Annotated in this window: 18 protein-coding genes; 12 read left to right on the forward strand and 6 right to left on the reverse strand. The window is 72.0% G+C overall.

The genetic code is table 11. The features are described 5' to 3' along the window. The first annotated feature begins 111 nt into the window (after positions 1-111). Positions 112-549: a hypothetical protein gene (locus GTY67_RS22345; protein ID WP_161280223.1), complete on the forward strand. Its 438-nt coding sequence runs from the start codon at positions 112-114 to the stop codon at positions 547-549. A 105-nt stretch (positions 550-654) separates the two neighbouring features. Here the strand turns inward: GTY67_RS22345 and GTY67_RS22350 are convergent, their stop codons facing one another. From GTY67_RS22350 to GTY67_RS22360, 4 genes are all read right to left on the reverse strand, one after another. Next, positions 655-1,266, reverse strand: a complete 612-nt coding sequence (locus GTY67_RS22350; RefSeq protein WP_161279778.1) for a nucleoside triphosphate pyrophosphatase — start codon at positions 1,264-1,266, stop codon at positions 655-657. A 66-nt stretch (positions 1,267-1,332) separates the two neighbouring features. Continuing rightward, the gene (locus tag GTY67_RS35340; protein WP_093690662.1) at positions 1,333-1,461 is read right to left on the reverse strand and encodes a hypothetical protein; all 129 of its coding nucleotides are present in this window, start codon (positions 1,459-1,461) and stop codon (positions 1,333-1,335) included. An 86-nt stretch (positions 1,462-1,547) separates the two neighbouring features. Then, entirely contained in the window at positions 1,548-1,754 is a 207-nt protein-coding gene (locus GTY67_RS22355; RefSeq protein ID WP_161280224.1) for an acyl-CoA carboxylase epsilon subunit, read from the reverse strand. Positions 1,755-1,797: 43 nt separating this feature from the next. Then, positions 1,798-3,378, reverse strand: a complete 1,581-nt coding sequence (locus tag GTY67_RS22360; protein ID WP_093690664.1) for an acyl-CoA carboxylase subunit beta — start codon at positions 3,376-3,378, stop codon at positions 1,798-1,800. 207 nt (positions 3,379-3,585) lie between these two features. Between GTY67_RS22360 and GTY67_RS22365 the strand changes: the two genes are divergently transcribed. The 5 genes from GTY67_RS22365 to hutH all read left to right on the forward strand — a co-directional run bounded on the left by GTY67_RS22365 (position 3,586) and on the right by hutH (position 9,728). Continuing rightward, on the forward strand, positions 3,586-4,497 hold the full coding sequence (locus GTY67_RS22365; protein WP_093690666.1) for a biotin--[acetyl-CoA-carboxylase] ligase: 912 nt from the start codon (positions 3,586-3,588) through the stop codon (positions 4,495-4,497). A gap of 214 nt (positions 4,498-4,711) precedes the next feature. After that, positions 4,712-5,911, forward strand: coding sequence for an adenylate/guanylate cyclase domain-containing protein (locus GTY67_RS22370; protein WP_161279779.1), 1,200 nt, complete (start codon positions 4,712-4,714; stop codon positions 5,909-5,911). A 124-nt stretch (positions 5,912-6,035) separates the two neighbouring features. Further along, positions 6,036-6,848 (forward strand): enoyl-CoA hydratase-related protein, encoded by an 813-nt coding sequence (locus GTY67_RS22375; RefSeq protein WP_093690670.1) that lies wholly within the window; start codon positions 6,036-6,038, stop codon positions 6,846-6,848. Between the two features lie 97 nt (positions 6,849-6,945). Next, positions 6,946-8,100: a diguanylate cyclase gene (locus GTY67_RS22380; protein WP_093690672.1), complete on the forward strand. Its 1,155-nt coding sequence runs from the start codon at positions 6,946-6,948 to the stop codon at positions 8,098-8,100. 77 nt (positions 8,101-8,177) lie between these two features. Further along, positions 8,178-9,728 carry a histidine ammonia-lyase gene (hutH, locus tag GTY67_RS22385; RefSeq protein WP_161279780.1) on the forward strand — a complete coding sequence of 517 codons (1,551 nt, stop codon included), beginning with the start codon at positions 8,178-8,180 and terminating at the stop codon, positions 9,726-9,728. Positions 9,729-9,813: 85 nt separating this feature from the next. On the opposite strand, the gene GTY67_RS22390 is transcribed toward hutH, so the two are convergent. Then, positions 9,814-10,137, reverse strand: a complete 324-nt coding sequence (locus tag GTY67_RS22390) for a hypothetical protein (protein WP_161279781.1) — start codon at positions 10,135-10,137, stop codon at positions 9,814-9,816. A 153-nt stretch (positions 10,138-10,290) separates the two neighbouring features. Between GTY67_RS22390 and GTY67_RS22395 the strand changes: the two genes are divergently transcribed. The 3 genes from GTY67_RS22395 to GTY67_RS22405 all read left to right on the forward strand — a co-directional run bounded on the left by GTY67_RS22395 (position 10,291) and on the right by GTY67_RS22405 (position 12,791). Next, positions 10,291-10,695 carry a hypothetical protein gene (locus GTY67_RS22395; protein ID WP_093690920.1) on the forward strand — a complete coding sequence of 135 codons (405 nt, stop codon included), beginning with the start codon at positions 10,291-10,293 and terminating at the stop codon, positions 10,693-10,695. 236 nt (positions 10,696-10,931) lie between these two features. Further along, positions 10,932-12,197: an Ig-like domain-containing protein gene (locus tag GTY67_RS22400; RefSeq protein WP_093690678.1), complete on the forward strand. Its 1,266-nt coding sequence runs from the start codon at positions 10,932-10,934 to the stop codon at positions 12,195-12,197. 198 nt (positions 12,198-12,395) lie between these two features. Beyond that, positions 12,396-12,791, forward strand: a complete 396-nt coding sequence (locus GTY67_RS22405) for a DUF1330 domain-containing protein (protein WP_093690680.1) — start codon at positions 12,396-12,398, stop codon at positions 12,789-12,791. On the opposite strand, the gene GTY67_RS22410 is transcribed toward GTY67_RS22405, so the two are convergent. Continuing rightward, a complete protein-coding gene (locus tag GTY67_RS22410; RefSeq protein WP_093690922.1) occupies positions 12,755-13,243 on the reverse strand; it encodes an RDD family protein in 489 nt (162 codons plus the stop codon). The two genes, GTY67_RS22405 and GTY67_RS22410, sit on opposite strands and share 37 nt — an antisense overlap. A gap of 264 nt (positions 13,244-13,507) precedes the next feature. Here GTY67_RS22410 and GTY67_RS22415 point away from each other — a divergent pair, with 264 nt between their 5' ends. The 3 genes from GTY67_RS22415 (at position 13,508) to GTY67_RS22425 (ending at position 15,959) form a co-directional block, all read left to right on the forward strand. Further along, positions 13,508-13,861 carry a hypothetical protein gene (locus GTY67_RS22415; protein ID WP_093690682.1) on the forward strand — a complete coding sequence of 118 codons (354 nt, stop codon included), beginning with the start codon at positions 13,508-13,510 and terminating at the stop codon, positions 13,859-13,861. Positions 13,862-14,029: 168 nt separating this feature from the next. Beyond that, positions 14,030-15,409: an NADP-specific glutamate dehydrogenase gene (gdhA, locus tag GTY67_RS22420; protein ID WP_093690684.1), complete on the forward strand. Its 1,380-nt coding sequence runs from the start codon at positions 14,030-14,032 to the stop codon at positions 15,407-15,409. Between the two features lie 148 nt (positions 15,410-15,557). Continuing rightward, complete coding sequence (locus GTY67_RS22425) at positions 15,558-15,959, forward strand: helix-turn-helix transcriptional regulator (protein WP_161279782.1); 402 nt, start codon at positions 15,558-15,560, stop codon at positions 15,957-15,959. The last annotated feature ends 6 nt before the right edge of the window (positions 15,960-15,965 follow it).

Here is a 15,965-nt window from a genome sequence, read left to right on the forward strand (position 1 = left end):
CCTTGTCCGAAGGAATACCGGTGAGTAAGGTCCGCGACACGCACGTACTGCGGGTAACAGGCCGCAGGTGGGCCGCAGGTGACAAAGCAGGGAGACAGGGGAGGCGCCGTGCTGCGCAGATCGGTGGCGATCGTGACCGCGCTCGTGCTGTTCGGGGAGGCGGCGGGCATCTTCGCGGTCAACGCCGTCCTCGCCACGGTCGCCGAGAACCAGAACATGTCGCTGGCCGGTATGGACCCGAAGGCCATGACCACCGGGACCTGGGTGCTGGGCGGGGTCTCCGCCCTGCTCCTGATCGGGTGCGGGCTGATCGCGCTGCTCGCCGGGGTCCGGGACCGCTCGCCGGGGCGGTTCGGGCGGATCACGCTGATCGGCTGCGCGGTGGTGCACGGGGTGCTCGGCGCGGTGACCGTGGGGTTGGTGGGCTGGGCCGCGTTCGCCTTCATGATGGTGGTGCTGGCCCTGCTGGTGTTCACCCTGCTCTCGTACGGGCCCGAGGGCCGTGGCGAGGACCGGGTGGGCGACGAGGCGGTCCCGGCGGCGGTCTGAGCCGGGGCCCGTCCCGTGGAGGCTGTCCCGCCGCCCGCCGCCCGCCGCCCGCCGCCCGCCGCCCGCCGCCCGCCTCGCGGAAGCCGGGCTCACACCCGCAACGGCTCAGACCCACAACTCCGTCACGGAGATGCCCAGTTCGCCCAGCAGGCGGCGCAGCAGCGGCAGCGAGAGGCCGATCACATTGCCGTGGTCGCCCTCGATGGAGTCGACGAACGGCGCCGAGCGGCCGTCCAGCGTGAAGGCTCCGGCCACGTGCAGCGGCTCGCCCGACGCGACGTACGCGGCGACCTCCGCGTCGCTCGGCTCGCCGAACCGTACGACCGTGGACGCCGCCGCCGAGGCGTGGCGGCCCGAGGCGGTGTCGATCACGCTGTGGCCGGTCCGGAGGATGCCGGAGCGGCCGCGCATCGCCTTCCAGCGGGCGGTGGCCTCCTCGGGGTCGGCCGGCTTGCCGAGCGCCTCGCCGTCCAGTTCGAGCACCGAGTCGCAGCCGATGACCAGGGCGCCCGCCGCCTCTGGGCGCTCCGCGACCGCCGCCGCCTTGGCCCGGGCCAGCACCAGGGCCAGTTCACCCGGGGTCGGGGCGCTCAGGGCGTCCTCATCGACCCCGCTGACGATCACCTCGGGGGCGAAACCCGCCTGGCGGAGCAGGCCGAGGCGGGCGGGGGAGGCGGAGGCGAGCACGAGACGGCGCTGATCAGTCATACCGGCCATCGTAGAAGGAGCCCGCGCCCTCGAAAGACCCCGTAGACCCTTGACCCCGTAGACCCTGGTGAGGGCTCAGCGGGTGCCGAGCACGAACATCGCGACCAGCATCGCCAGCGCGAGCACGAAGCCCGCTCTGCGCATCATGTCCTGGGCGTCGCGCAGTTCCTTCGGCGGCTTGTTCTCGGGGTCGGACCACAGCATGCTTCCGATCCTGCCCCCGCCGGGCGCCGATGCGCCTGAGTACGGGTACTCAAGAGGCAGCGGCGCCCGGGCCGGAGACACGTGGCTCAGGCCGGCCAGTACGTCCGGGCCCAGGCCCTCGGGCCCGGCTGCGGGCGGCCCGTACGGGCGATGCGGCCCGGGTCGGACCACTGCTCGGTCGGGACGGGCGCGCCGGACGAGACGGCGGCGCTCGCCGCGGCGCGGGCCTGGACCACCGCCAGGGCGGCGGCCAGCTCCTCGGGGGTCGGGTTGCCCCGTACGACCTTGATCATCATGGGCAGACCTTTCTGTGAGCGGGCGAGCGGGCGGCCAGTTCTACAGCGGGATGTTGCCGTGCTTCTTCGGGGGCAGTGATTCCCGCTTCGTCCGCAGCTGACGCAGCCCCTTCACGATGTGGGCCCGGGTCTCGGACGGCATGATCACCGCGTCGACGTAGCCGCGCTCGGCCGCCACGTACGGGTTGAGCAGCGCGTCCTCGTAGTCCGCCATCAGCTCGGCGCGCGTGGCGTCCGGGTCCTCGGCGGCGGCGATGGTGCGGCGGTGCAGGATGTTCACCGCGCCCTGGGCGCCCATGACGGCGATCTGGGCGGTCGGCCACGCCACGTTCAGGTCGGCGCCCAGGTGCTTGGAGCCCATCACGTCGTACGCGCCGCCGAACGCCTTGCGGGTGATGACCGTGATCAGCGGGACCGTCGCCTCCGCGTAGGCGTAGATCAGCTTGGCGCCGCGCCGGATGATGCCGCCGTACTCCTGGTCCACGCCCGGCAGGAAGCCCGGCACGTCCACGAAGGTGATGACCGGCACGTTGAACGCGTCGCAGGTCCGGACGAAGCGCGCCGCCTTCTCGCTCGCGTCGATGTCCAGACAGCCGGCGAACTGCATCGGCTGGTTGGCGACGATCCCGACCGGGTGGCCCTCCACCCGCCCGAACCCGGTGATGATGTTCGGCGCGAACAGGGCCTGGGTCTCCAGGAACTCCGCGTCGTCCAGGACGTGTTCGATCGCGGTGTGCATGTCGTACGGCTGGTTCGCCGAGTCCGGGATGAGCGTGTCCAGCTCCCGGTCCTCGTCGGTGACCGCGAGGTCCGCCTCCTCCGGGAAGGCCGGGGCCTCGGAGAGGTTGTTCGAAGGGAGGTAGGAGAGAAGGGACTTGACGTACTCGATGGCGTCCTTCTCGTCGCCCGCCATGTGGTGCGCCACCCCGGAGGTGGTGTTGTGCGTACGGGCTCCGCCCAGCTCCTCGAAGCCGACGTCCTCGCCGGTGACCGTCTTGATGACGTCGGGGCCGGTGATGAACATGTGCGAGGTCTGGTCGACCATCACCGTGAAGTCGGTGATCGCGGGGGAGTAGACCGCCCCGCCCGCGCACGGGCCGACGATCAGCGAGATCTGCGGGATGACCCCGGAGGCGTGCACGTTGCGGCGGAAGATCTCGGCGAAGAGGCCGAGGGCGGCCACACCCTCCTGGATGCGCGCGCCGCCGCCGTCGTTGATGCCGATGACCGGACAGCCGGTCTTCAGCGCGAAGTCCATGACCTTGACGATCTTCTCGCCGTAGACCTCGCCGAGCGAGCCGCCGAAGATGGTGAAGTCCTGCGAGTAGACGCAGACGGGGCGGCCGTCGACCGTGCCGTACCCGGTGACGACACCGTCGCCGTACGGGCGGTTCTTCTCGATGCCGAAGTTGGTGGAGCGGTGCCGGGCGAACTCGTCGAGTTCCACGAAGGAGCCCTCGTCGAGGAGGAGGTCGACCCGCTCACGGGCCGTCAGCTTGCCCTTGGCGTGCTGCTTCTCGACCGCGCGGGCCGAACCCGCGTGCGTCGCTTCGTCAATGCGGCGCCTCAGGTCCGCGAGCTTGCCCGCGGTGGTGTGGATGTCGCTCTGCGGCTCGGACATCGGGGGGCGGCTCCCTGCCTGATCACGGGGACGACGATCGGTAGCGGTCACGGGGGGACGACCGGTCGTCTGTCCGGCTCTGCGGCTACTGGCTCGTAACTTCTGGTTACGCAACTCTCGTACGTAACTCTCCGGCTACTGACTCGTAGGGTATCGGCGCGCCTCCGGAAAGGCAGTGCGTCCTTTGCCACACCTAGGGTGGCTTGCATGACACCACCGGATGCGTCACACAACCGCTGGTCGGACCTGGACCGGCCGCCCCTGAACGTGACCGCGCTGCGCCGTGGACTGCTGCGGCCCGAGTCGCTCTGGAGCGAGCTGGAGGTCGTGGAGACCACCGGATCGACCAACTCCGACCTCGCGGAGCGGGCCCGCTCCGAGGACCTGGCCGAGGGCACGGTCCTGGTCGCCGAGGAGCAGACCGCCGGGCGCGGCCGGCTGGAGCGCAGCTGGACCGCGCCGCCGCGTTCCGGGCTGTTCCTCTCGGTCTACCTGGAGCCCGGACACGATGTGCCGGTGGAGCGGTGGGGGTGGGTGCCGCTGCTCGCCGGGGTGGCCGCCGCGACCGGCCTCGCCAAGGCGGCGGGCGTCGACACCTCACTCAAGTGGCCCAACGACCTGCTGGTGACGGTCCCCAAGGGCTCCGGCAAACTCCGTCCAGGGGAGACCCCACCGAGCGAGGAGCGCAAGGCGGGCGGCATCCTCGGGGAGTTCGCAGGCGACGGCATCGTGGTCGGCCTCGGCATCAACGTCTCGCTGCGCGCGGACGAGCTGCCCGCCCCCACCGCCGGGTCCCTGGCGCTCGCCGGAGCCGTATCCACCGACCGGGAGACCCTGCTGCGGGCCGTCCTGCGCTCGCTGGAGCACTGGTACGGGGAGTGGAAGGCGGCCGGCGGGGACGCGGCGGCCAGCGGACTCCAGGCGGCGTACGCGGCCGGGTGCGCGACCCTGGACCGGACCGTACGGGCCGAGCTGCCCGGCGGGAACTCCCTGGTCGGGCAGGCCGTCGCGATCGACGGCGACGGGCGCCTGGTGCTCTCCACCGAGGACGGGCTCCAGCAGCCGGTGTCGGCCGGGGACATCGTCCACCTGCGGGGTGCGGCGGGCGGGCTGACCTGAGAGGACCGGATGCCCGTACGCCGAGGGGTCCGGGTATGGGGTGGACAGCGCGTAACCGGCGGATGTCACGCGCGACGCACCCGTATCGGGCGACGAAGGACGTGAGCTAGGGCACACCTGCCGTATTGTTGAGGCGATCCAGCGACAGATCACTGTTGGGGCGATCAGCGACAGATCGGCAGGCAGTGCGCAGGGAACGGGCAGGAGGCGGCTGGTGACCGTCGGCGACACGACGTCCGGCGCGGGCGAGGAGCGCCCGTCGGACTCCTCGGTCCATGCCACCCCGCATCACGAGGTCGACCACACGGCCGAACCGACCGACGACCCCCTCGCGATCCGCCTCGAAGCGCTGATCCTCGGCGCCGACCGCCGCTACACCCCCTTCCAGGCCGCCCGCACCGCCGGGGTCTCCATGGACCTGGCCTCCCGGTTCTGGCGGGCCATGGGGTTCGCCGACATCGGCCAGGCCAAGGCGCTCACCGAGGCCGACGTGCTGGCCCTGCGCCGGCTCGCGGGTCTCGTGGAGGCGGGGCTGCTCAGCGAGCCGATGGCGATCCAGGTGGCCCGCTCCACCGGGCAGACCACCGCTCGGCTGGCGGAGTGGCAGATCGACTCGTTCCTGGAGGGGCTGACCGAGCCGCCCGAGCCGGGGATGACGCGGACCGAGGTCACGTATCCGCTGGTGGAGCTGTTGCTGCCGGAGCTCCAGGAGTTCCTCGTCTACGTGTGGCGGCGCCAGCTGGCCGCCGCGACCGGGCGGGTCGTGCAGGCGGCCGACGACGACGAGATGGTCGACCGGCGCCTGGCCGTCGGCTTCGCGGACCTCGTCGGCTTCACCCGGCTGACCCGGCGGCTGGAGGAGGAGGAGCTCGGCGAGCTGGTCGAGTCCTTCGAGACGACCGCCGCCGACCTGGTCGCCGCGCACGGCGGACGGCTCATCAAGACCCTCGGCGACGAGGTGCTCTTCGCCGCCGACGACGCGGGCACCGCCGCCGAGATAGCGCTCCGGCTGATCGAGGCCATGTCCCAGGACGAGACGATGCCCGCCCTGCGCGTCGGGATCGCCTTCGGCACGGTCACCACCCGCATGGGGGACGTCTTCGGCACCACGGTCAACCTCGCCAGCCGGCTCACCTCGATAGCTCCGAAGGACGCCGTCCTGGTGGACGGGGCGTTCGCCAAGGAGCTGGTCCGGCACGGGGACGCCCCGGAGTCGGAGGCCCAGGCCGCCGAGGAGGTCGCGGCCGCCGCCGAGCGGGCGCGGCTGGCCGAGAAGGAGGGCCGCGAGGCGGTCGACGAGCCGCCGCTGCCCACGTACCGCTTCGGTCTCCAGCCGATGTGGCAGCGGCCGGTGCGCGGGCTGGGCGTGGTGGAGCCGTGGCTGCTGGCGCGGCGGGGGAAGACGGGGTCCTGAGCCGCGTCTTTACGTTCTCGGGCCCGGCTCGCCCTGTCGGTTCCCCGGACGCCCTGTCTAGGATCCCTGTCGATGACGCGCGTTAACCGGCGTTCACCGGCAGTCGACCGACAGGGGTGCAGTCATGACCGTCACGTCCGAGCAGCGGTTCGGGGAGTTCGTCGCCGTACGGCGGCACGCGGGCCAGGAGCACGTGGCCGAGCTGGTCCTCGACCGGCCGAAGGCCATGAACGCCGTCTCCACCGACATGGCCCGCTCCATCGCCGCCGCCTGCGAGGCCCTCGGCGCCGACCGGGACGTCCGCGTCACCGTCCTCACCTCCAGCCATGAGCGGGCCTTCTGCGTGGGCGCGGACCTCAAGGAGCGGAACTCCTTCACGGATGCCGAGCTGGTACGCCAGCGGCCCACCGCCCGGGCCGCCTACACCGGTGTCCTGGAGCTGCCGATGCCGACGATCGCCGCCGTGCACGGCTTCGCCCTCGGCGGCGGCTTCGAACTGGCCCTCGCCTGCGATGTGATCGTCGCCGACGCCACCGCCGAGGTCGGGCTGCCCGAGGTGTCCGTGGGCGTCATCCCCGGCGGCGGCGGTACGCAGCTGCTCCCGCGCCGGGTGGGGGCGGCCCGCGCCGCCGAGCTGGTCTTCACCGCGCGGCGGGTGGAGGCGGCCGAGGCGCGGGAGCTGGGGCTCGTGGACGAGCTGGTGGCGGCGGGCCGGGACCGGGAGGAGGCGCTCGCGCTGGGGGCCCGGATGGCCGCCAACTCGCCGGTCGGACTGCGGGCGGCCAAGAAGGCGCTCCGGCTGGGGCACGGCCTCGACCTGCGGGCGGGGCTGGAGGTGGAGGACGCGGCCTGGCGGTCGGTGGCCTTCTCCGGGGACCGGGCGGAGGGCGTGGCCGCCTTCAACGAGAAGCGGAGCCCGCAGTGGCCGGGTGAGTGATCGCGCCCGCATGCCGTGAGGCGCCCGCCGGGTGACGCCGAAAATTAGTTGCGCATCAAACTGATCAAAAGGGAACAAATCTACATAAGCTGGATAAATGGGTGAAGAGGATGCTCGGCTGCGGGCCGTGGTTTCGCTGGCGCAGACGATGGCCGCGGCCTACACACCGCGCGAGTCGTGGCGGGCGGCCGCGCTGGGGGCCTGCGAGGCGCTGGGCGGCAGCTTCGCCGCACTCTCGGTGTGGGAGCGGGACCGGGGCAGGCTGCGGGTCCTGGTCAACGCGGGGCAGCGGGCCGAGGGGGAGGAGGAGTTCCCCGAGGAGGAGGCCTACCCGGTCCACGAGTTCCCGGAGATCACCGAGTTCCTGCACGAACGCTGGGCCGGCGGCGGTGAGCCCGACGCCTGGGTGGAGACCGCCGACGGCCTGCCCGGCGCGGGCGGACCGGCGCGCGGTGCCCGCCCGTACTGCCACCAGCGGGTGGCGGCGCTGCGCAGGCGGGGCCGGGGCTGCTGTGTGGTCGCGCCGATCGTGCTGCACGGGCGGGCCTGGGGCGAGCTGTATGTGGCGCGGCAGGCCGGGAAGCCGGTCTTCGACCGGGACGACGCCAACTTCGCCACCGTGCTCGCCGCCGTGGTCGCCTCCGGGATCGCCCAGACCGAACGCCTGGAGGAGGTCCGCAAGCTGGCCTTCACCGACCCGCTGACGGGCCTCGCCAACCGCCGGGCCGTCGACATCCGCCTCGACGAGGCGGTCGAGGCGCACCGCACCGCCGGGGTCGTCGTCAGCCTCGTCGTCTGCGACCTCAACGGCCTCAAGGCGGTGAACGACACCCACGGCCACGCGGTCGGCGACCGTCTGCTGGAACGTTTCGGCTCGGTGCTCTCCCTCTGCGGGGCGATGCTCCCGGACGCGCTGGCCGCCCGGCTCGGCGGCGACGAGTTCTGCCTGGTGGCGGACGGGCCCGAGGCGGACGACGTGGTGGGGGTGGCCACCGAGCTGTGCGACCGGGCGGCGGTGATCGAGCTGGGCAACGGGGTGGCCTGCGGGGTCGCGTCGACGGGCGACCCGATCGGCCCGGTGCGCTCGGCCCGCCGGCTGTTCCGGCTGGCGGACGCGGCCCAGTACCGGGCCAAGGCCGCCCGCTCGCTGCGGCCGGTGGTGGCCGGGCGGGACGGCGAGGTCATCCGGCTCGCGGACTCCCCGCCGAAGTCGGCCCACGACCGCCGCAGGCTGCGCGGCAACCGGCCGTGACCGTAGGACGGGCCGGTAAGGGTCCCAACACGGAACCACTAGTGACATAACCGGTTTCAATCCGTACGCTGCTGAATATGGATATGCACACTGTCGTGGTGGGGACGTCCGGAACCACCGCCGAGGACGTCGTCGCCGTGGCCCGCCACGGCGCCCGGGTGGAGCTCTCCACCGCAGCCGTGGACGCGCTGGCCGCCTCCCGCCTCATCGTGGACGCGCTCGCCGCGAAGCCCGAGCCCGTCTACGGCGTCTCCACCGGCTTCGGCGCCCTCGCCAGCCGCCACATCAGCACCGAGCTGCGCGCCCAGCTCCAGCGCAACATCGTCCGCTCGCACGCGGCGGGCATGGGCCCCCGCGTGGAGCGCGAGGTGGTGCGCGCGCTGATGTTCCTCCGGCTCAAGACGGTCGCCTCCGGCCACACCGGCGTACGCCCGGAGGTCGCGCAGACCATGGCGGACGTGCTGAACGCGGGCATCACGCCCGTCGTCCACGAGTACGGCTCCCTCGGCTGCTCCGGCGACCTCGCGCCCCTCTCGCACTGCGCGCTCACCCTGATGGGCGAGGGCGACGCGGAGGGCCCCGACGGCACGGTCCGCCCGGCGGGCGAGCTGCTCGCCGCGCACGGCATCACCCCGGTGGAGCTGCGCGAGAAGGAGGGCCTGGCGCTCCTCAACGGCACCGACGGCATGCTCGGCATGCTGGTCATGGCCCTCGCCGACCTGCGTAACCTCTACACCTCCGCCGACATCACCGCCGCCCTCTCCCTGGAGGCGCTGCTCGGCACGGACAAGGTCCTCGCCCCCGAGCTGCACGCCATCCGCCCGCACCCGGGCCAGGGCGTCAGCGCGGACAACATGCTGCGGGTGCTCGCCGGTTCGGGGCTCACGGGCCATCACCAGGACGACGCGCCCCGGGTCCAGGACGCCTACTCCGTACGCTGCGCCCCCCAGGTCAACGGCGCCGGACGGGACACCCTCGACTACGCGGCCGTGGTCGCCGGGCGCGAACTGGCCTCCTCGGTCGACAACCCGGTGGTGCTGCCCGACGGCCGGGTCGAGTCCAACGGCAACTTCCACGGCGCGCCCGTCGCGTACGTCCTGGACTTCCTCGCGATCGTCGCCGCCGACCTCGGCTCCATCTGCGAGCGCCGCACCGACCGGCTCCTCGACAAGAACCGCTCGCACGGCCTGCCGCCGTTCCTCGCGGACGACGCCGGGGTCGACTCGGGCCTGATGATCGCCCAGTACACCCAGGCCGCCCTGGTCAGCGAGATGAAGCGGCTGGCCGTTCCCGCCTCCGCCGACTCCATCCCGTCCTCCGCGATGCAGGAGGACCACGTCTCCATGGGCTGGTCGGCCGCGCGCAAGCTCCGTACCGCCGTGGACAACCTGGCGCGGATCGTCGCCGTGGAGCTGTACGCGGCGACCCGGGCGGTGGAGCTGCGTGCCGCCGAGGGGCTGGTTCCCGCCCCTGCCTCGCAGGCCGCCGTGGCCGCGCTGCGGGGAGCCGGAGCCGAGGGCCCGGGGCCGGACCGCTTCCTCGCGCCGGACCTGGCCGCCGCCGACACGTTCGTACGGGAAGGGCGTCTGGTGGCGGCGGTGGAGCCGGTCACGGGGCCGCTGGCCTGAGCCTGAGCCGGTTCCCCACGTACGGAGGGCTGCCGCACCGGGGGGAGCGGCAGCCCTCTTCGTACGTACAGGATTGTGTACGGGATCAGGCCGCCGGGAGCGCTCCCGAGCGGCGCACCGAGTAGGTGACGAAGCCCGCGCCGAGGCCCAGCAGCGCCGTGCCGCCGATCAGATACGGGGTGGTGTCCACCCCCGGCCCGGTCTCGGCGAGCTGCGGCCCGGAGGCATCCTCGACGGCCTCCCCGGTGGTGGGCGATATGCCCTGGCCGGGCGCGGTGCCGGACCCGGTGGCCGCAGCACTCCGGGAGGCGCTTTCGACGGTCGCGTTGGCCGACGGGACGAACCAGAGAGCGGCCAGCAGTGTTCCCGCGGCGGTGGCGGTCAGGAGCGTGCGGCGAGTGACGGACACAGTTTCGATCCCCTTGCGACAACCATGAGTTAGCCCCGTGGGCCGATGCTAAGCAAAGCAGCGGGTCGGTGGAAAGTCGCGGCCTCCACGAGCCATACGCTCCGGAGTATGAGCACAGAAGAGACATCCAGATTCGTTCGGGTTCGCGTGGAGATGGTGCTGGAGGTCACCGACCTCGACGCCCTCACCGGCACCGCCCTCGAATCCATCGCCGCCGAGTACGGGGAGCCGGTCTCCGGCATCACCGAGAGCGACACCGCCGAGGAGCGGATGCATGCCGAGGCCACCGTCCGGGCAGACGGAGCAGAGGCCCTCGCCTCGCTGATCGATCCGTTCGACCTGGTCAGCGAGGTGCCCGGGGTGGAGCTCGCGCAGGCTTCCTGGAGCAGCGAGAGCGTCGACTACGACCCCGACGCCGAGGGCTGGGACGGTGACGAGGACGACGAGGACGGACCGTTCCTGGCCGGGATCGGGGACGACGAGGAGGGGTACGGCGACGCGGTCGCGCACAATGGGAAGAACGACGGCGAGGACGGTGACCTCGCGCAGCGGGCCTGACGTGTGAGAACACCGGCCCCGGCCCCGCTTCACCGCGGACCGGGGCCGTGCTGTGCGGCAGTTCCGTATACGGCCTCGACAGCGGGAACCACCGGTGGCGCAGCCGCGTCGATGAGTGGTGTTCCCCACATCCCTGGCGGATGTGGAACGGAGCACCCGTTCCGGGTGTTCTTGGAACATCGACGGGGAATCGCCGCCTGGCGGCCCCGTCCGGGGATTTTGGGGAATCGGCAACGATGGAGAAGCGTGTGATGACGGACAGCAAGCGGCGCAGGGGCCTCGCGGCCGTGTCCGCACTGCTCGGCGGCGTGCTGGTGCTTTCGGCCTGTACCGACGACGGCGACAAGAAGGCGGGTGCCGGCAGCTCGGAGTCGTCGCAGGCCCAGGAGGTGGACAAGGCCGCGGCCGAGGACGCGTCCGAGGCCCAGATAGCGATCCAGCCGAAGAACGGTGCCACCAACGCGAGCATCAACAACGCCGCCCAGGTCTCCGTCAAGAAGGGCAAGCTGACCGAGGTCGTCATGACCACGGCGGACGGCAAGACGGTCGAGGGCACGCTGGCGGCCGACGGCTCCAGCTGGAAGCCCGCCGGACAGCTCGAACGCTCCACCACGTACAAGATCGACGCCACGGCCGAGGACGCGAAGGGCCGCAAGGCCCACGAGAACAGCTCCTTCACCACCGTCTCGCCCGACAACAGCTTCATCGGGAACTTCACCCCCGAGGACGGCTCCACCGTCGGCGTCGGGATGCCGGTCTCGATCAACTTCAACAAGCCGATCACGGACAAGAAGGCCGTCCAGGACGGCATCACCGTGACCTCCAGCAGCGGCCAGGAGGTCGTCGGCCACTGGTTCAACGCCCAGCGCCTGGACCTGCGCCCCGAGAGCTACTGGCAGGGCGGCTCCACCGTCACCCTGAAGCTCGCGCTGGACGGCGTCGAGGGCGCGGACGGCGTCTTCGGTGTGCAGCAGAAGACGGTGACGTTCAAGGTCGGCCGCAACCAGGTCTCCACCGTCGACGCGAAGACCAAGATGATGACGGTCACCCGCGACGGCAAGACGGTCAAGACGATCCCGATCTCCGCGGGCGCCCCCGAGAACCCCACGTACAACGGTCAGATGGTGATCTCCGAGAAGCACAAGGAGACCCGGATGAACGGCGCCACCGTCGGCTTCACCGATGACGACGGCAAGGGCGAGTACGACATCAAGGACGTGCCGCACGCGATGCGCCTGTCCACCTCGGGCACCTTCATCCACGGCAACTACTGGGGCAAGGGCATCTTCGGCACCGCCAACACCAGCCACGGCTGCGTGGGCCTCGCGGATGTGAAGGGCGCGAACGACGACAACCAGCCCGCCGCCTGGTTCTACAACAACTCGCTCATCGGCGACGTGGTCATCGTCAAGAACTCCCCGGACAAGACCATCACCCCGGACAACGGCCTCAACGGCTGGAACATGGACTGGTCCCAGTGGAAGGCCGGCTCCGCCGTCTGACCCCCGCTCCACCCCCGTCCCCACCTGCTGAAGGCGGCGGCACCCCGGAACGCTCCGGGGGCCGCCGCCTTCGGCGTGTGGCCGCCGTCAGGGCCGCCGTCATGACCTCCGAGGTAATCGACGCCCTCCGCCCCGCCCGGCAGCATCGGAGGTGTCAGGGGGGCCACCCCGACGCCACCCACCCCGGAGGAGCGGACCATGACCGCGTACGCCATCGCCCACCTGCGCCCCGCCGACGGCCCCGTCCACGACGAGGTGCTGAGCTACCTGGAGCGCGTCCAGGCCACCATGGAGCCCTACGGCGGCCGCTTCCTGGTGCACGGGGCCGAGGTGGAGGTGGTGGAGGGGGAGTGGCCGGGGGCGCTGGTCCTCGTGGCCTTTCCCGGGGTCGAGGAGATCCGCGCCTGGTACGCGTCCCCCGCCTACCGGGAGATCCTGCCGCTGCGCACCCGGCACTTCGACGGTGATGTGGTGATCGTCCCGGGCGTCGGGCCGGAGTACGACGCGTCGGCGACCGCCGCGGCGATGCGGGCGGCCCGGGACCGCGCGGAGCGGGGTCAGCCTGTGCTGCGCCCCTCCACCGCCTCCCGGTAGTACCGCAGGTCGCTGCGGTGGACCTGGCGGACCCCCGCCAGGTCCGTGTCCGGCGCGGTGCGGGGACAGCCGCCCAGGCGCTCCCGGGGCGGGGGCTCGGCGGTCGTCGTGCGGCGGAGGTGGTGCCAGGGCTGGAGGGGGAGCCAGAACAGGCCGTACAGCCAGCGCAGGACCAGGCGGCGGAACTCCGGGCGGCCCGCGTCGGGCAGCCGGATCACCCGTACGCCCATGATCAGCTTTCCGGCGCTCGCCCGTACGGCCATCGTGAGCAGCACCTGGTTGGCGAAGGACAGCACGGTCAGGTGGCCGATGAGCAGTGCCGCCGTCCGGCCCGCGCCCGCGTGCGCCGGGCCCAGGCACGAGTGCACCAGCAGGCCGACGACCAGCAGGCAGAGGTAGCAGTCCAGCCCGACCGCCAGATAGCGGCGCGTCTCGCCCGTGCCCCTGGGGATACGGGGCTGGCGCGCCGGTGCTCCGTACGGTGTCGGCCGCTGCCGCGCGGGAGGGGCGTCGGTCCGGCCGGTTCCGTACAACAACCTTGGCTGATAAGGCGATTGCGCTCTTCGACGCCCCCGTCGCTTCGTCATGGGGAGCATCATGACTGATCGTCAGGCGGGGTGTCGTGGTTCCTGACGGGTAACTCCCGTGCCCTTACCGGCCTTCACCAATCCCTTACCGTGACGGGAACGGATGAACGAACGCGTACGGGGGCGGCGATGGGATTCAACGGGACCATATGGAGGCTGCGGCGCGGCACGGAACTCGTCGGGGAGATCGCCGTCGACAGCCCCGACTTCCCCTGGCTGCACGGCCGGTTCACCCCCGGCCCGGCCTACGACACCGGGACGCACGAGCTCTTCGAACGTGAACTGGCCCTCCTGGAAAGGCTGGACGAGGACGAGAGCGACGAGAGCGCCGAGGCCTGGGAGCGGGTCTGCGACGAGGTGAACCGCACGCTCGCTCTGGCCGGCCCGGAGGGGGAGGCGGTCGCCGAGTTCCTGCTGCACATCCAGGGGGACCGGGCCTGGTTCCGGTGGAGCGACACCCCGTTCTCCGAGGAGGGGCTGTAGGGGAGGGGCTGTGGGGCAGGGGAGGGGCTGTAGCGCCCGGAGTGGCCAGCATGTGGATGGGCGTCGAAGATCATCGGGCGGCGCGGGACAATCGGGACGTACGACGGTGGCACCCTCCGGGACGAGGGCGCCGACGCGCACGAGCCGACCACGGAAGGTCTTGATCAGATGCCGGTCATCCCCGACCCCGCCCGCACGCCCGAGTCCGCCCACCGGGTGATCGAGCCGCTCTACGCCGAGATCCTGCGGCGCAACCAGGGTGAGAAGGAGTTCCACCAGGCGGTCCGCGAGGTCCTGGAGACGCTCGGCCCCGTGCTGACACAGCGCCCCGAGTTCGTGGACGCCCGCATCATCGAGCGGATATGCGAGCCCGAGCGCCAGCTGATCTTCCGGGTGCCGTGGGCCGACGACTCCGGCGACATCCACGTCAACCGGGGCTTCCGGGTCGAGTTCTCCAGCTCGCTGGGCCCGTACAAGGGCGGCCTGCGCTTCCACCCCTCCGTCAACCTCGGCATCGTGAAGTTCCTCGGCTTCGAGCAGATCTTCAAGAACGCCCTCACCGGCATGCCCATCGGCGGCGGCAAGGGCGGCGCGGACTTCGACCCCAAGGGCCGCTCCGACGCCGAGATCATGCGGTTCTGCCAGTCCTTCATGACCGAACTCCACCGCCACCTGGGCGAGTACACCGACGTCCCCGCCGGTGACATCGGCGTGGGCGGCCGCGAGATCGGCTACCTCTTCGGCCAGTACAAGCGGATCACCAACCGTTACGAGTCCGGCGTCCTCACCGGCAAGGGCCTCGGCTGGGGCGGCGCCCAGGCCCGTACGGAGGCCACCGGCTACGGCACGGTCCTCTTCACCGCCGAGATGCTGCGCAGCCGGGGCGAGTCGCTGGAGGGCCAGACCATCGCGGTCTCCGGCTCCGGCAACGTCGCCGTCTACGCCATCGAGAAGGCCCAGCAGCTCGGCGCGACCGTCATCACCTGCTCGGACTCCGGCGGTTACGTCGTCGACGAGAAGGGCATCGACCTCGCCCTCCTCAAGGAGGTCAAGGAGGCGGGCCGGGGCCGGGTCTCCGAGTACGCCGAACGGCGCGGCGCCCACGCCCGGTTCGTCGCCGGTACGGGGGTGTGGTCGGTCCCCGTGGACGTGGCCCTGCCCTGCGCCACCCAGAACGAGCTGCACGAGGCCGACGCGCTCGAACTCGTACGCAACGGGGTCAAGGCGGTCGCCGAGGGCGCCAACATGCCCACCACCCCCGACGCGGTCCGGGTCCTCCAGGAGGCGGGCGTCGCCTTCGCGCCCGGCAAGGCGGCCAACGCGGGCGGGGTCGCCACGAGCGCCCTGGAGATGCAGCAGAACGCGTCCCGCGACTCCTGGACCTTCGCCCACACCGAGGAGCGCCTCGCCGAGATCATGCGCCACATCCACGACTCCTGCTACACGACCGCCGAGCGGTACGGCAGCCCGGGCAACTACGTGGTGGGCGCGAACATCGCGGGGTTCGAGCTGGTGGCGGACGCGATGCTGGCGCAGGGGCTGATCTGACCGTATGCACGAGCGCGTCGGCCCGTACGGGATCGTCCGCCGGGCCGACGTCTCGCCGCTCCGTCACGCCACTTCGCCGTCAGCAGATCCGCCCGGAGCGCAACGCCCGGGCCGTGCCTGCCGGGTGTACCGCTCCTAGGCTGGAGCGGTGACCATCCGAGCGATGAACCAGGCCCGCGTCATCCCCCTGCGCCCGTTCCCGGCCCCGCCCGGGCCCGCTCCGTCCCGGGAGCCGCTCTGGCGCGACCTCGTCGGGGACGTACTGCGGAAGGAACGGCACTCCCAGGAGCGGACGTTGAAGGACGTGGCCGACGCCGCGCGGATCTCGATGGCCTACCTCTCCGAGGTGGAGCGCGGCCGCAAGGAGGCCTCCTCCGAGGTGCTGGCGGCCGCCGCCCAGGCGCTCGGCCTGAGCCTCGCCGACGTCCTCGCGCTGGCCCAGGGGGAGCTGATCAGGCTCTCCGGGGCGCGGGCCCGGAGCCTCGGCGGCGGGCGGGCAGGACATCCCGGCCGCCCGGCGGGGCCGACGGGCGTGCGGCTGGCCGCCTGAACGGGT

This window comes from Streptomyces sp. SID8374, assembly GCF_009865135.1.
Classification (GTDB): domain Bacteria; phylum Actinomycetota; class Actinomycetes; order Streptomycetales; family Streptomycetaceae; genus Streptomyces.

What these genes read in the sequence shown, in the direction of transcription:
- GTY67_RS22350 (WP_161279778.1), bottom strand. Translation starts at nt 1,266, where the DNA reads ATGGCCGGTATGACTGATCAGCGCCGTCTCGTGCTCGCCTCCGCCTCC.
- GTY67_RS35340 (WP_093690662.1), bottom strand. Translation starts at nt 1,461, where the DNA reads ATGCTGTGGTCCGACCCCGAGAACAAGCCGCCGAAGGAACTGCGCGAC.
- GTY67_RS22355 (WP_161280224.1), bottom strand. Translation starts at nt 1,754, where the DNA reads ATGATCAAGGTCGTACGGGGCAACCCGACCCCCGAGGAGCTGGCCGCC.
- GTY67_RS22360 (WP_093690664.1), bottom strand. Translation starts at nt 3,378, where the DNA reads ATGTCCGAGCCGCAGAGCGACATCCACACCACCGCGGGCAAGCTCGCG.
- GTY67_RS22365 (WP_093690666.1), top strand. Translation starts at nt 3,586, where the DNA reads ATGACACCACCGGATGCGTCACACAACCGCTGGTCGGACCTGGACCGG.
- GTY67_RS22375 (WP_093690670.1), top strand. Translation starts at nt 6,036, where the DNA reads ATGACCGTCACGTCCGAGCAGCGGTTCGGGGAGTTCGTCGCCGTACGG.
- GTY67_RS22380 (WP_093690672.1), top strand. Translation starts at nt 6,946, where the DNA reads ATGGGTGAAGAGGATGCTCGGCTGCGGGCCGTGGTTTCGCTGGCGCAG.
- hutH (WP_161279780.1), top strand. Translation starts at nt 8,178, where the DNA reads ATGGATATGCACACTGTCGTGGTGGGGACGTCCGGAACCACCGCCGAG.
- GTY67_RS22395 (WP_093690920.1), top strand. Translation starts at nt 10,291, where the DNA reads ATGGTGCTGGAGGTCACCGACCTCGACGCCCTCACCGGCACCGCCCTC.
- GTY67_RS22400 (WP_093690678.1), top strand. Translation starts at nt 10,932, where the DNA reads ATGGAGAAGCGTGTGATGACGGACAGCAAGCGGCGCAGGGGCCTCGCG.
- GTY67_RS22405 (WP_093690680.1), top strand. Translation starts at nt 12,396, where the DNA reads ATGACCGCGTACGCCATCGCCCACCTGCGCCCCGCCGACGGCCCCGTC.
- GTY67_RS22415 (WP_093690682.1), top strand. Translation starts at nt 13,508, where the DNA reads ATGGGATTCAACGGGACCATATGGAGGCTGCGGCGCGGCACGGAACTC.
- gdhA (WP_093690684.1), top strand. Translation starts at nt 14,030, where the DNA reads ATGCCGGTCATCCCCGACCCCGCCCGCACGCCCGAGTCCGCCCACCGG.